Here is a 14503-nt window from a genome sequence, read left to right as displayed (position 1 = left end):
CCCTGTGACGTCGCTTTGGGCCGGAGCTTTTGGAGAGCAGTTGCATGCCGCTTATCCTGCTTTTAACGCAGCAGATGTGCCTTTATCTGGTATTCGTCTATCTGGCCAGCAAGACCCCATTGTTCAAGGTCTTGACCGAAAGCTCCCCCAGGCTCCCCCATAAGATCATCATCTATCTAATTTTTTCGACCTTCTGCATCATGGCCACCTATTTTGGCGAACAAACCCATGGGGCGATTGCCAACACCCGCGCCATGGGTGCAGTCCTGGGTGGCTTGCTCGGTGGTCCGGTGACCGGGCTGGCGGTGGGGCTTACCGGTGGTCTGCACCGCTACAGCATGGGTGGATTTACCGACGTGGCCTGTGCCCTGTCAACGACACTGGAGGGCCTTTCGGCGGGACTGCTGAGTCTCACCCTGAGGCGACTGGGTAAACCGGAACTCAGCTATCATCCTCTGGTGGCGGGCCTGGCAACTTTTTACGCTGAAATCATGCAAATGCTGATCATACTGATAGTGGCCAAGCCCTTTGAGGACGCCTGGGCACTGGTCCAGCAGATTGCACCGCCCATGTTGCTGGTCAACTCCATGGGGGCGGCCCTCTTTATGAGCATGCTCAAAGATCAGAAGGCCATGTTCGACAAACTGTCGTCGAGCTTTTCCACCAAGGCACTTAAAATTGCCGAGCGCAGTGTCGGTTTACTCTCCCAGGGATTTAACGAGCGCACCAGCGCCGAGGTGGCGCAAATCGTCATTGAGGAAACCAATGTCGGCGCTGTGGCCATCACAGACAGGGAAAAACTGCTGGCTTTTATCGGCATTGGGGCCGATCACCATATTCCCGGGACGCCAATCGCCTCGAAAATCACCCTGGAGGCGATACAGGACAACAAGGTGATGTTCGCCGATGGCGTTGAATTGCCCTACGCCTGTTCCATCTCGCCCCAATGCCGTCTGGGGTCCAGCCTGGTGATCCCCTTGCGCAGTGATACTGAGGTAATAGGCACCATCAAGTTGTACGAACCGAAAAACAAACTGTTTCTCAACATCAACCGCACCCTGGGTGAAGGGATAGCCAGGCTGCTGTCCAACCAGATACTTTATGGCCGGGTGGAACAGCAGAAAATCCTGCTGACCCAGACCGAACTCAAATTACTGCAAGCCCAGGTCAATCCGCATTTCCTGTTCAATGCACTCAATACCATAGGCGCCATCATTCGCCGCAATCCCGACAAGGCCAGAAGTCTGCTGCAGCAGTTATCGCAGTTTTTACGCATCAATCTCAAACGCAGCCCGGATCTGGTGTCGCTGGCCGATGAGCTTGAGCACATAGAAGCCTATCTGGGCATTGAAAGAGCGCGCTTTATCGACAAACTCAGTGTCGATATCCGCATCCCGGTGGAACTGATGCAGCAAAAATTGCCGGCTTTTACCCTGCAGCCCATCATAGAAAATGCGGTCAAACATGGCACCTCCCAGCTGCTGGAACAAGGCAGGATCCAGGTTACCGGTAAGGCTGAAGCAGGTATATTGGTGCTGGAAGTGACCGACAATGCCGGCCTCTATCAAGCCAAGGAAAGCAGCGAGGGCCTGGGCATGAACCTGGTGCATAAACGGATCCAGAATCAATTCGGTAACCAATATGGGGTAAAGGTAGACTGCCGGGCCGACGAATATACCCGGGTGACCATCACCCTGCCACTGACGGAGAAAGAGTCGTGATTTCCTGCATCCTGGTTGATGACGAACCCTACGCCCGGGAGGCGCTGGCCGAACTGCTGGCCAAGTCGCCGGATATCCTTATTCTTGCTCAGGTAGGTAATGCCATTGAGGCCATGCAGGCCATCAACGAACTCAAGCCGCAATTGGTGTTTCTGGATATCCAAATGCCAAGGATAAGTGGCATGGAACTGCTGGCAATGCTGGATAAAAGCACCATGCCAAGGATAGTGTTTGTCACCGCCTTTGATGAGTTCGCCATCAAGGCCTTCGAATACCATGCCTTCGATTACCTGCTCAAACCCATAGATCCCGACAGACTGGAACATACCCTGGCACGGCTCAGGCAGGACTTGGCCCCCAAAGATCTCGGGCCCGTTACCCCGGCCGAACTCACCCACCTGCCCTGCTTCAGTGGCAACCGCCTCAAGGTCGTGCCCATCTCTGATGTGGAATTTATTTTCAGCGACGTTGGCGGCGTTCACGTGGCGACGACCAATGGCCTGGTGCATACCCAGATGACCCTCAAACTGCTGGAGGAAAAAACCCGGCTCATCTTCTGTCATCGCCAGTATCTGGTGGCGCCTGCTGCCATCGCCGAGATAGAGTTGCAGGATGGCGGCGCCGAAGTCATAACCCGCAGCGGTGCCAGGGTGCCGGTATCCAGGCGCTATCTTAAAGAACTCAAGCAGTATTTCGGATTTCACTGAACCACTGACGCCGGCAGATAACCGCTCAACCTTTCCATTTGACCGCTCGGTCAAAATCACCACCAGGGTGGCTTTCCTTCCCATAAACTGCCAGTACTGAAAAAAGAAGGAGAGAAGCAATGACCTGGTTCCTACTCTGCGTTGGCCTGCTCATAGGCGGCTACGTGATTTACGGCACCTTCGTGGAGAAGGTGTTCGGGATCAATGCCAAACGGCAAACACCGGCCTTTACCCAAACCGACGGGGTTGACTACGTGCCCATGTCCAAGGGCAAGGTATACCTTATTCAACTGCTTAACATTGCCGGCGTGGGTCCGATTTTTGGCCCTATCCTGGGTGCGCTCTATGGCCCTGCCGCCATGTTGTGGATAGTCATAGGCTGTATTTTTGCCGGTGCGGTGCACGATTATTTTTCCGGCATGCTGTCGGTACGCAATGGGGGCCAATCGGTACCCAATCTGGCGGGCAAATACCTGGGCAAGAAAGCCAAGCACTTCATGAATGTCTTTGCCACCATACTCTTGCTGTTGGTGGGCGTAGTATTTATTTCCGCACCTGCGGGCCTGCTGGCCAAGTTGACCGGTGCCGATATCAGCATCTTCGTTGGCGTGATCTTCGTTTACTACCTGGTAGCCACCATAGTCCCGGTAGACAAGATCATAGGTCGCCTCTATCCCTTCTTCGGCGCCCTGCTACTGTTTATGTCCGTGGGACTGACCATAGCCCTGCTGGTCTCGACCGAACACAGTTTGCTGCCAGGTGTTCAGGCGTCTGACTTCCTGACCAACCTCAATCCCAAGGATATGCCACTGTGGCCGGCCCTCTTTATCACCATTGCCTGTGGCGCCATTTCCGGCTTCCATGCCACCCAATCACCTTTGATGGCCCGCTGCATGGAAAATGAATCCAATGGCCGCTTCGTGTTCTTCGGCGCCATGATAGGTGAAGGCATAATCGCCCTGATCTGGTGTGCCATTGCCCTGTCGTTCTTCGGCGGTGTTGAAGGCCTCGCCAGCGGCATGGCCGGCAATCCTGCCAACGTGGTCTATGAAGCGTCCACCGGTCTGCTGGGTACCATAGGTGGCTTTATGGCGGTACTGGGTGTGATAGTGCTGCCAATCACCTCGGGTGATACCGCATTCCGCTCTGCCCGTCTGATCCTGTCAGAGTTCTTCAATCTGCCACAAAATGAGCTGGGCAAGCGTCTGCTGCTGGCTATTCCCCTGTTCGTGGTCGGCGCCATACTGACGCAGGTGGACTTCGGGGTGATTTGGCGCTATTTCGGTGTGGCCAACCAAGCCACCGCCGTACTTATGCTCTGGACTGCTTCCGCTTATCTGATGCGTCATAACAAGCTGCACTGGATCTGTACTGTGCCGGCTACCTTTATGACCACTGTGGTGGTGACCTTCCTGCTCAACTCCGCCACCCTGGGTGCCGGTCTGCCCATGACCCTCTCCACCGTGGCAGGCATCATTATCGCTGTTACTGTGGCGGGCGGTCTGTTATTGACCACCAAGGGCAAGGCGGTTGAAGTGGCCGAAAAAGCCTGAGGCTGGCAGCACGCACAAAGGTCGGCAATGCCGGCCTTTGTTTTTTGTTGCCCCGGCGGGTTACAATCAGGTTTTGCCCACCGGCCCGTCAAACAGAGCCCACATGTCCGAACAACCCAAAAATCCACTTCACGGCCTGACACTCAAACACATTCTGGAGTATCTGGTAGCTGAGCTCGGTTGGCCTGCTCTGGCACAGCGCATTGCCATACGCTGCTTCAGCCAGGATCCCAGCATCAAATCCAGTCTGACTTTTTTACGTCGCACCCCCTGGGCCAGGGAAAAAGTCGAGCATTTGTACCTTGAGTGTCACGGCCAGCCGGTCCCGATGGCCAGGGTTGAAGCACACTCAGCGCAAACGAAACACCCGGCCCAAACGAAACACACTGCTCAAACAAAACACATAGCCAAGGCCAAACCGGCCGACAAAGAGGCGCCTGCCGGTAAAAGCACCACCAAGCAGGAGTATGTCAGCGGCGCTGTCAACGCCGATATCTGGGGCAAACGCAGCTAAAGCCAGGCACCCGATTGGCCGATAACCTGATATTGGAGTCCAAGAAAGGGTTGTGTCATGGCCATGTTGATTTCCCCTGCGTCCGCCCTGCCTGGCGTGGTGCCTGCATCCAGGCTCAATCAGGCAAGTGAGCCAAGCAAAGACCTGGTCCGGGCCCTGAATATTGCCGAAGCCTTTGGTGCCAGCCGTGAGGCCACCTCTGAACTAAACCGTCAACAGGAACACCAGGATCCCCTCGAGCAACAAATTGCCAAGCTTAAGGTTCGCCTGCAGGAGTTAAACAAAGAATTACAGCAGCTCAGAGGCAACCACTCGGACAGTGCCGAACACAGACGAGAACAGCTTGGGCGTGAATTGACCGAGCTAAATGCCAGGCTGCTTGCGCTGACGGGGGAGCAGCTGAAAGCAGCCCGACGGGGCAAGGGAGCTTAGCCCGGACCCTATAAAAAATCAGCGCCATAAGGCGCTGATTTTTATTCATATGTGAGCACTGAAACACATTCAGTCCTGATGGTCATCGTTAAAATGGACCTCGGACATCATATGCCCCAGGGCATCGGATTTGGTCTTGAGGTAGGCCTCGTTATAACGGTTCTTACCCACCTGCAACGGCACCCGCTCCACCACGTCCATGCCCACATCCTGCATAGCCTTGACCTTGCGCGGATTATTGGTCATCAAACGCACCTGGGTGACACCTATATGGGCCAGCATGGGGGCTATCATGTCATATTTACGCATATCGGCCGCAAAGCCCAGACGCTCATTGGCTTCGACGGTATTGGCACCCTGATCCTGCAACTCATAGGCGCGGATCTTGTTGAGCAAGCCTATACCACGCCCTTCCTGACGCAGATAAAGGATAAAACCACAACCGGCTTCGGCAATGTTTTGCATGGCGGTCTGCAATTGGAAACCACAGTCACAGCGCAGGCTGAACAGGGCATCCCCGGTAAGACATTCGGAGTGGATCCGCCCCAGCACCGGGGTCTTGGCGTCCAGCTCACCGTAAGTCAGCGCCACATGTTCCTTGCCGGTCTCGGTATCTTCAAAACCGTGCATGGCAAAGATGCCCCAAGGGGTAGGCAATTTGGAAGTGGCGACGTATTTTATCGACATGTTTCAACCTTCACGACAGCTCTCATTCCATGAGACAGCTGAAATCCCTGACAAAACAGACGGCGCCGACAACTGCGGCGCCTCGGGAGCCCTATTCTAAGCACTTTTGGCTGGTACAGGAATACCCAAGTGGATAACTGGGATATCAGAAAGGTTTGGGTGCAAAACCCGTCACCTCGGTCAGGCCCATCTGCCTTCCCAGGGCCGTCATGGGATGAACCACCACCAGTCCCTTGACCGACTTTTTCAGCTTACCCATGTCGGCCTGCTCGGCCTTGGTGATGGCGCGCCTGAACGGCAAATCCTTGACTTCACCGGCCTGTTTGCCCAGTTCCCGGGTTTGTTGCTGTTTGACACTGGCGATGCGTTTAGTCAGGGCCGCCATTTCCTGCTTGAACTGCGCTACCACATGCTGATCGCCCCGCTGCTCGGCAGCGGCGAGCTTGCGGCGGAATTTATCGAGCTTATCGTTAAGCTCATGCAGTTCTTGTTTCAAATTCATGCTGTTACCTATTCAATACCTTAATGCACCTGCGTGGTGCCAAGGGAGGCATTATAACAGCGAAGCGCCTGCCTGGCGTGAATTATTTGGCTTGAGGGTCAACACCCGCTGGTTGCTGCTGCCGCGCCAGGGCAATCCCGGTGACAGCAACTCCTGCACAAAGGGGCCATCCACCAGCACGTCCACCAGCTCGACCACAGCGCGCTGTGCGTCACTCAGGTTTTCATGGACATAGCCGGTCCAGAGCCAGACATCCTTGCCCGGGCATTCCCGCTGCACCCGCTGCAACAAGGCGCCAACGGCGGCCAGATTGGCCGGATGCAGGGGATCGCCACCGGATAGGCTGAGGCCCCGGCGAGGGATTCGCGTGTCGTTGAGATCGTGGATCAGGGTATCGGCCATGGCCTTATCGAACACCTGCCCGCTGCGCAGATCCCAGGTGGACTGGTTATAGCAACCGCGGCACTGGTGTTCGCAGCCGGCCACAAACAGCGTCACCCGGGTACCCGGACCATTGACCACATCGAGCGGATAGTATTTGTGGAAGTTCATCTGTGCGCCCTCGGGGGCGCCAAAGCGCCCCTTGTGGTTCAGGATTAAAGGTGTTTGACCCGGCGTTTAACCTCTTCCTGCTTGCCATGGTTAAACGGCCTGGCGTCCGGGCTGCCAAGGTAACCGCAGACCCGACGGGTCACAGATACCCGGCTCGGTTCATGGTTGCCACAGGAGGGGCAGACGAAACCCTTGCTGGTACAGGAAAACTCGCCGGTAAAGCCGCAGTCGTAACATTCATCGATGGGCGTGTTGGTGCCATAGTAAGGTACCCGGCTATAGCTGTAGTCCCACACGTTCTCCAACGCTTCCAGGTTGTGCTGCATGTTGGGGTATTCGCCGTAACAAATGAAGCCCCCGGTGGCCAGCAGTGGATATGGCGCCTCGAAATCAATCTTGTCGTAGGGCGTGACCTTCTTTTCCACATCGAGGTGGAAACTGTTGGTGTAATACCCCTTGTCGGTGACACCGGGGATCACCCCAAACTCACTGGCATCTATCTTGGCAAAACGGCTGCACAGGCTCTCGCTGGGAGTGCTGTAGAGACTGAAGCCATAACCGGTTTCGGCCTTCCAGCGCTTGGTGGCCGCCTGCATATGAGCCACTATGTCGAGCGCCTTTTGCCGCAGCCGGGCCGAATCGTAAAGGTGCTCTTCGGTGCCATAGAGGGCATTGATGGTTTCATGCAGACCAATATAGCCAAGGGATATTGAGGCGCGGCCGTTTTTGAAAATAGGCGCGATATCATCATCGGCCTTGAGCCTGACGCCGCAGGCGCCTTCCATATAGAGGATCGGCGCAACCCTGGCCTTGACCCCCTGCAAACGCTCGATACGGGTGTCGAGTGCCGTCCTCGCCGTGGCCAGACGTTCATCCAGCAGGCGGAAAAATTCACTCTCATCGCCCTTGGCCAGCAAGGCAATTCGGGGCAGGTTGAGGCTGACTACCCCCAGGTTATTACGGCCTTCGTGTTTGAGCTCACCATTTTCCACATAAACCCCGAGGAAACTGCGACAGCCCATGGGAGTTTTAAAGGAGCCGGTCACCTTCTCCACCTGCTCGTAATTGAGGATGTCGGGATACATGCGCTGGGATGCACACTTCAGCGCCAGTTGCTTGATGTCATAGTTGCAATCGCCGGCCTTGTGGTTAATCCCATCGCGAATGGCAAATACCAGTTTGGGGAATACCGCCGTCTTGCGATTACGTCCCAGGCCTTCGAGCCGCACCTGCAGGATTGACTGTTGGATTAACCGTGATTCCCAGCGGGTTCCGAGGCCAAAGCCAAAGGTGACAAACGGGGTTTGGCCATTGGCGGTGTGCAGGGTATTGACCTCGTACTCCAGGGACTGGAATGCGTCGTGGCACTCTTTCTCTGTCAGGGCGATGGCGTAATCCTTGGCATCCTTGACACCCCAGGTCAGCGCGGTTTGGTAATGCTTCTCGTAGCTCTTGGCCACAAAGGGCGCCAGCACTTCATCGATGCGGTTGATTGTGGTGCCACCATAAATATGGCTTGCCACCTGGGCTATGATTTGCGCCGTTACCGCCGTGGCGGTGGAAATGGATTTTGGAGTCTCAATCTCGGCATTGCCCATTTTGAAGCCCCGGGTCAGCATGCCCTCCAGATCGATGAGCATACAGTTGAACATGGGGAAAAATGGTGCGTAATCAAGATCATGATAATGAATATCACCGGCCTCGTGGGCGGCCACCACATCCTTGGGCAGAATATGGCGCTTGGCATAGTGCTTGGCTATGATGCCGGCCAGCAGGTCCCTTTGGGTAGGGATGACCTTGGAGTCCTTGTTGGCATTTTCATGCAACAGGGCGGCGTTGGTCTGCTCCACCAGTGAGCGGATCTCCTGATTGAGTCTGCTGCTGGCCTCGCGGCACACGTCCCTGTCGTGACGGTACTCAATATAATGGCGGGCGACCTCCTTGTAGGGGCCTTCCATCAGACAGTTTTCCACCGCCAACTGCAGCTCGTGGATGTGCACCTGCTGCAGGTGACTGACACCGGCATGCACCACTGCCGCCACTGTGGCGGCGTAGTCCACGTCCTCAATCCCCTCATGGGCAGAGGCCGCCATCACGGCATCACGGATACGGGTTTCATCAAACGGGGCTTGGCAACCATCCCTCTTTATCACGACCGGCATCTTCATTCCCTCTTGGCTCTGTTGAAATATGCACCACATCATCTAGTGCTTTATATAGGCACAAACACAATATGTTGCGTATTAAGCGGCAAAGTGAATGACAATACCTTGATCTGGATCATGTAAGAAAACGCCTGTTGTCACAGGCAAAAATAAGCGATATTTTCGCTTCCAAGCCCTTGACCGAGCCGAATCCCACGGGTAGGAAAGCCGCCCTTTAAGACTGCTTCCGACAAAAATATCAGCTGCAAGTATTTGAATTTAAAATGCTTGCTTATCGGCCCAGGGCTGCTTCAATCAAATGTGCCGACGCCATGACCGCGGCCTCACCGGCGGCAATGGCTTCCCTGGCTCGATGGAACTCCATGGTGCCTATATCATTGACCTTGGGCAGCAGGCAGACATCGGGCGGATCCCCCATCAAGCGGGCCCGCTTGTGTCTTTGTTCGAGGATTTCCATGGACTGCGACATCACCGCCCACATGCCGGGATCGGAGTTATTTCCAAGGGCAAATTTGTCGCTGAGACTGGAGACGTATTCCTTGCCGCGGGCGAGCAAATCCATAAAGCCATTGCCCTGGGATTCCAGGGCCCGGGACTGCTCCAGCGCCGACGAGGTCTCGCTGCGGATCTCAATCGGAAATTCCGCATTGCGTTGGCGCCTGTGACCACTGAGATCGACTGCAATAACCACATCCACATCCATGGCGCGGCACACAGACACGGGCACAGGATTGACTACGGCACCATCCACCAGCCAACGCTCCCCCAGGCGCACCGGCGGCAAAATGCCGGGCATGGAGCAGGAAGCCCGCACCGCCTGGCGCAAATCGCCGGCGCGGATCCAGATTTCCTGGCCGCTGTAGAGATCCGTGGCCACGGCCGCAAAAGGAATGGCAAGGGCCTCAATCTGCAAGTCGCCAATGTGTGATTGCAACACATCAAACACCCGCTCGCCGCCGATAATGCCACCGCGGCGCCAGCTTAAATCCATCAGCCCAAGGACATCCCAGCTGGAAAATCCACTGACCCAATTATCCAATTCCTGCAAGCGGCCATTGGCATAGGCCGCCCCCACCAGGGCACCGACCGAACAACCGGCCACCTTATCGGGCTTCACCCCCAGTGCCAACAAGGCCTTCAGAACCCCAATGTGGGCCCAGCCCTTGGCGGCACCGCTGCCCAATGCCAGCCCTATGGTGGGGGGCTTGGAGCTTGTATGCTTGCTGGTGCTGTTGGGGCCTGGCTTTGGGGTCATATGCTACGTCCTTTTGTGATACCGCTCAGGTGGCAACTCCGGCGCGAATTGCCTGAATCCCATCAAGGTTAACAGCTTGGCGGGCGCATGAAAACGGCCACGACAGCAAGCAATTAGCTCAGGCAAAGCCGATGTTCACCGGCAGACTTTTGTCCGACGGGGCTCATAAAGTTCGTGGCCGGGGCGCCAACTTGAGGGTATAATGTCCGGCTGAAATTTTTACCCGTGCCAAAAGCGCACGCCAACGGAGCCCTTCCTTTGCAATTTAGTGATTTTTCCCTCGACAAGCGTCTGCTGCAGAGCCTGAAACACATGGGGATAGAAACCCCCACAGCCGTCCAGGCCGGGGCCTTGCCCATCGCCCTCGCCGGCAAAGACTTGATGGCCTCATCCAAGACGGGTTCGGGGAAAACCCTGGCATTTTTGCTGCCGGCGTTGCAAAGGGTCATAGCGACCCGGGCACTGAGCAAGAAAGATCCGCGGGTGTTGATCCTGCTGCCGACCAGGGAACTGGCCAATCAGGTTTATGCCCAACTCAGGCTCTTGGTGGCCAATACCCAGTACCGGGCTGCCAGCATTCTGGGTGGGGAAAACTTCAACGATCAGGCCAAGGCACTGGCAAAGGAACCGCATTTTATAGTCGCCACCCCCGGACGCATTGCCGATCATCTGGCCCAGCGTCATCTGTTTCTCAATGGTCTGGAGCTGCTGATCCTGGATGAAGCAGACCGTATGTTGGATCTTGGCTTTGCACCCCAGCTCAGGGCCATCCATGCCGCCGCTGACCACAGACGGCGTCAAACCCTGATGTTTTCCGCCACCCTGGATCACAACGAGATCCATGCGCTGGCGGCCGAATTGCTCAACAATCCCGAGCATCTGGCCATAGATGCGGTCCACAGTGGTCACAAGGATATCAGTGAGCAGATTTTCCTTGCCGATCACCTTGACCACAAGGAAGCCCTGCTGCTTAAGCTGCTCGAGAGCCATCCCCATAAGCAGGCCATCATCTTTACCGCCACCCGCAGTGATACCGAGCGCCTGTCACAGCTGTTGCAGTCCAAGGACATCAAGGCTGCGGCCCTGTCCGGTGAGTTGCGCCAAAACCAGCGCAACCAGATCATGGATCAGTTCAGCCGCGGTCAGCAGCAGGTGCTGGTGACCACAGATCTGGCTTCCCGCGGTCTGGATCTGCTCAATGTGTCCCTGGTGATTAACTTCGACATGCCCAAGTTTGCCGAAGAATATGTGCATCGCATCGGCCGCACCGGTCGTGCCGGTAACCAGGGCGATGCGATTTCCCTGGTGGGCCCCAAGGATTGGGACAATTTCCTGGCGGTACAAAAACTGCTGCGCCGTGAATTTGATTTCAGCACCCTGGAGGGACTGGAGCCCAAGTTCAAGGGATTGGCGCCGAAAAAGCCGTCCCGCAGCAAGCCGGCTGCAACGGCCAAACCCAAAAGCAAACGTCCAGCCAAGACCAACGCGCCAAAAACCGCGCCCAAGCGGGACAAACGCTTTATTTCCGGCGTGGATGTGGGTGATGCGCCCATGGTCAAACGCAAAACACCGGCAGCCTGATGCCGACAGAATTCCAGTTTAAAATCAATTTATTAATAGGTGTAACATGAAAGTATGTGGCGTTGAACTCAAGGGCAGCGAAGCCATTATCAGTCTGCTGAGTAATGAAGGTGATACCTTCAATGTACCGGAGTGCCGCAAACAGTCCTTCACTGTCTCGGCATCCGAAACCCAGGAGGCCATCAGTGAGTTCCATTTTGCCTTCAAAAAGCTGATGGAAGACTACAAGGTGGAACACCTGGTCATCATCAGTCGCGAGCAAAAAGGCAAGCTGGCAGGCAGTGCCACCAGCTTTAAGCTTGAGGCCGCCATTCAGCTGGCTGGATTACCCGTGACCCTGTTGTCTCCTGTCAGCATCAAGGAACAGCTCAAGCGCAACCCGCCCCAGGTGGATTACGATGCGCTGGATCTGAAACGCTTCCAACTGCCGGCGTTCGAGGCCGCCTACGCCTACATTAACGGCCGCATCTACGGCAAGCTCTGAGCCGATGCAATCCCTGCCCTATCTAGCCCATTACAGCGACAGTATTCGCCGGCAAGTATCAGACTTGCTGGCGGATAATAAACTGGGTCAGGTATTGGGCCGTCGCTACAGTGCCGAACACGAGATCCGCAGCGATAAGGCACTGTACGATTACACCCAGGCGCTGAAAAGCCGCTTTATGAAAAAGTCCCCCCCCATAGCCCGGATCTGCTTCGACGATAAGCTCACCCTCAAACATCAGGCCCTGGGTCTGCACAGTTTCGTGTCCCGGGTTCAAGGGCAAAAGCTCAAGGCCAAACATGAGATCCGTATTGCCGGGCGCCTCAAGCAGGCACCGGAGCCCTTGCTGCGCATGGTGGTGGTGCACGAACTGGCGCACCTCAGGGAAAAAGAGCACAACAAGGCCTTTTACCAGCTCTGCTGCCACATGGAGCCGGACTATCATCAATTGGAATTCGATCTCAGGCTGCTGCTGACCGCCATCGACGCCAACCAATCACCTTTTTAATCCTGTGACCTGTTCCGCGTATTCAGCAACAAAACTTGACTGATAATGGTTTTCATTTAGAATTCAACCCAATCCAAGCAGCCGGGTTGTTTTCATGGCCAAACTCAGCAAAATCATCAAAAAGCTTTGTAAAAAGCATGCCAGAAAGGCCGTGCGCAACAAGGCGACTACCCTGATTGGCAAAGCCCGCAAGCATAAGGTGAAGGAACTGAAACAGACCTGGATGGCAGAGCTGCTGACCCAGGGCTGCGACAGCACAAAGGCCGCCCGCAAATATCTGAAACAGGCCAGTCGCATTTCAATTGCGGCCAATGATCCGGCGCCGACAATCCTGTGTCTTACCCCCGCAACCAGTGCCCGCAGTTTTGCTCTTAAGCCTTTCAAAGCCTCCCCCTGCTCAGGCTGCGCGGCCCGCCGTGGTGGTCTGTGCCAGTGTGCCCTCAAGTACGCCAGGCGCAACAAGGCCAGCTGAACCCGGATCTTTGCATAAAAAAAGCAGCCAACAGGCTGCTTTTTTATGGCGAAACAATGGCCGAAACTCTTATCCCAAACGCATCAATGCCTGCCGCTCCCGCACCAGAGAACTGAACTGGGCCAGCTCTTTGGCGCTCAGTTGGCTGGCCATGGGAATATTGGCTTTCATGGGGTCAACCGGTTTGCCGTTGACGTGGAATTCATAGTGCAGGTGTGGCCCGGTTGAACGGCCGGTATTGCCGGACAGCGCTATCACCTGGCCACGGCTGACGCGTTGTCCCTTGTGCACCAGCGCCTTTGACAGATGCAGATAACGGGTGCGGTACTTGTTACCGTGCTCTATGACTATGTATTTCCCGGCAAACTGGTGATCTGTCACCATCACGACCACACCATCCCCCGGTGCCACCACCTTGGTGCCTATGGGCGTCGCATAATCGGTACCGTTGTGTGGCGCTACATGGCCGGTGACCGGATTCTTACGTTTCGGATTGTAGTGCGAAGTCAGTTTGTACTGCTTTGTCAGCGGAATGCGCTGGAAGGCCCTGGCCAGGCTCTGACCCTGCTGGTCGTAGAAGTTGCCATCGGAATGCTGGAACGCTGTGATATGACTGCGACCACTGTCGATGCTGATCCCGAGGATTTGGCTGTTACCTGTGGATTCGCCTTCCACGAATTGATCATTGAGCAGTACGGAAAAGCTATCACCGGCACGCAGGTCCCGGGCAAAATTGAGCTTCTCCTTCAGCAGGGTTTCCACTTTCTGGATCTCGGCTGCACCCAGTCCCATACGCTGGGCCGATACATAAAAAGAGCCGTGGATTTCACCGCTGACAATGCGCTGTTGCCAGTCACCCTCAATCTCGACTTCATCGACACTGAAACTGCCGTCTTCGTATCGATTGAACACCACCTGACGGGCGGCGTTAAACCAGAGTTGCAGCTTTTGCAGCTGGCCCTGTTCGTCGGTCCAGAAACTGATGCGGTTGCCCGGCATCAGGGTATCCAAGGCCAGAATGTTAAGATCGGCCTCCAGCACCTTGTACATGGTTTGCTGATCGATACCCGCCTTGGAAAACAGACCGCTGAGGGTGTCACCCGAGACTATGGTACGTGCAAACGCAGGGGTATGGTCCAATGTCTGCGCCGGCAAGGGCGCGCTGGAGATATCAGGTACCAGAGATTCGATATCCAAATGCACGGGAATACGGCCACTGACCTGGGTCGGGCCTACCGGGGACAGCAGCGCCACGCCCATCAACAGGCTCAAAGCCAGCATCAAACGCTTGTGCAGTGGCGGCAAAGCAACAAGACGTTCGAGCAGCAAATTGTTTTTTATAGCAAATTCTGTCTGCAACCCTGAATATC

The 14503-nt window shown here is 55.7% G+C and carries 15 protein-coding genes; 9 read left to right on the top strand and 6 right to left on the bottom strand.

Annotation, left to right across the window (positions count from 1 at the left end):
• The first annotated feature begins 44 nt into the window (after positions 1–44).
• The 5 genes from JYB84_RS06575 to JYB84_RS06555 all read left to right on the top strand — a co-directional run bounded on the left by JYB84_RS06575 (position 45) and on the right by JYB84_RS06555 (position 4927).
• Positions 45–1721: a sensor histidine kinase gene (locus tag JYB84_RS06575; protein ID WP_207322623.1), complete on the top strand. Its 1677-nt coding sequence runs from the start codon at positions 45–47 to the stop codon at positions 1719–1721.
• Positions 1718–2428, top strand: coding sequence for a two-component system response regulator BtsR (gene btsR, locus JYB84_RS06570; RefSeq protein WP_207322622.1), 711 nt, complete (start codon positions 1718–1720; stop codon positions 2426–2428). Before JYB84_RS06575 ends, btsR begins: the two co-directional genes overlap by 4 nt.
• Before the next feature lie 119 nt (positions 2429–2547).
• The gene (locus JYB84_RS06565) at positions 2548–3981 is read left to right on the top strand and encodes a carbon starvation CstA family protein (protein ID WP_207322621.1); all 1434 of its coding nucleotides are present in this window, start codon (positions 2548–2550) and stop codon (positions 3979–3981) included.
• Positions 3982–4084: 103 nt separating this feature from the next.
• Entirely contained in the window at positions 4085–4495 is a 411-nt protein-coding gene (locus JYB84_RS06560) for a VF530 family protein (protein WP_207322620.1), read from the top strand.
• A gap of 57 nt (positions 4496–4552) precedes the next feature.
• Positions 4553–4927 carry a hypothetical protein gene (locus JYB84_RS06555; protein ID WP_207322619.1) on the top strand — a complete coding sequence of 125 codons (375 nt, stop codon included), beginning with the start codon at positions 4553–4555 and terminating at the stop codon, positions 4925–4927.
• A 69-nt stretch (positions 4928–4996) separates the two neighbouring features.
• On the opposite strand, the gene ribA is transcribed toward JYB84_RS06555, so the two are convergent.
• The 5 genes from ribA to rssA form a co-directional block, all read right to left on the bottom strand.
• On the bottom strand, positions 4997–5614 hold the full coding sequence (ribA, locus tag JYB84_RS06550) for a GTP cyclohydrolase II (RefSeq protein ID WP_207322618.1): 618 nt from the start codon (positions 5612–5614) through the stop codon (positions 4997–4999).
• A gap of 145 nt (positions 5615–5759) precedes the next feature.
• Positions 5760–6116: a YibL family ribosome-associated protein gene (locus JYB84_RS06545; RefSeq protein ID WP_207322617.1), complete on the bottom strand. Its 357-nt coding sequence runs from the start codon at positions 6114–6116 to the stop codon at positions 5760–5762.
• A gap of 51 nt (positions 6117–6167) precedes the next feature.
• A complete protein-coding gene (nrdG, locus tag JYB84_RS06540; protein WP_207322616.1) occupies positions 6168–6668 on the bottom strand; it encodes an anaerobic ribonucleoside-triphosphate reductase-activating protein in 501 nt (166 codons plus the stop codon).
• 44 nt (positions 6669–6712) lie between these two features.
• Positions 6713–8830 (bottom strand): anaerobic ribonucleoside-triphosphate reductase, encoded by a 2118-nt coding sequence (nrdD, locus tag JYB84_RS06535; protein ID WP_207322615.1) that lies wholly within the window; start codon positions 8828–8830, stop codon positions 6713–6715.
• Positions 8831–9104: 274 nt separating this feature from the next.
• Complete coding sequence (gene rssA, locus JYB84_RS06530; RefSeq protein WP_207322614.1) at positions 9105–10088, bottom strand: patatin-like phospholipase RssA; 984 nt, start codon at positions 10086–10088, stop codon at positions 9105–9107.
• Positions 10089–10346: 258 nt separating this feature from the next.
• On the opposite strand from rssA, the gene JYB84_RS06525 reads away from it, so the two are divergent.
• From JYB84_RS06525 to JYB84_RS06510, 4 genes are all read left to right on the top strand, one after another.
• Positions 10347–11669, top strand: a complete 1323-nt coding sequence (locus JYB84_RS06525) for a DEAD/DEAH box helicase (protein WP_207322613.1) — start codon at positions 10347–10349, stop codon at positions 11667–11669.
• 46 nt (positions 11670–11715) lie between these two features.
• Complete coding sequence (locus JYB84_RS06520; protein WP_207322612.1) at positions 11716–12153, top strand: DUF3010 family protein; 438 nt, start codon at positions 11716–11718, stop codon at positions 12151–12153.
• A 4-nt stretch (positions 12154–12157) separates the two neighbouring features.
• Positions 12158–12661, top strand: coding sequence for a M48 metallopeptidase family protein (locus tag JYB84_RS06515; protein WP_207322611.1), 504 nt, complete (start codon positions 12158–12160; stop codon positions 12659–12661).
• Between the two features lie 94 nt (positions 12662–12755).
• Entirely contained in the window at positions 12756–13133 is a 378-nt protein-coding gene (locus JYB84_RS06510; RefSeq protein ID WP_207322610.1) for a hypothetical protein, read from the top strand.
• Between the two features lie 69 nt (positions 13134–13202).
• Here JYB84_RS06510 and JYB84_RS06505 read toward each other — a convergent pair whose 3' ends face one another.
• Positions 13203–14492 (bottom strand): peptidoglycan DD-metalloendopeptidase family protein, encoded by a 1290-nt coding sequence (locus JYB84_RS06505; protein ID WP_407696018.1) that lies wholly within the window; start codon positions 14490–14492, stop codon positions 13203–13205.
• Positions 14493–14503 lie beyond the last annotated feature (11 nt).

The organism is Shewanella cyperi (assembly GCF_017354985.1).
GTDB classification, from domain to species: Bacteria; Pseudomonadota; Gammaproteobacteria; order Enterobacterales; family Shewanellaceae; genus Shewanella; species Shewanella cyperi.
Note: the sequence above shows the minus strand (reverse complement) of the source record. Positions and strands in the feature narration are given on the sequence as shown.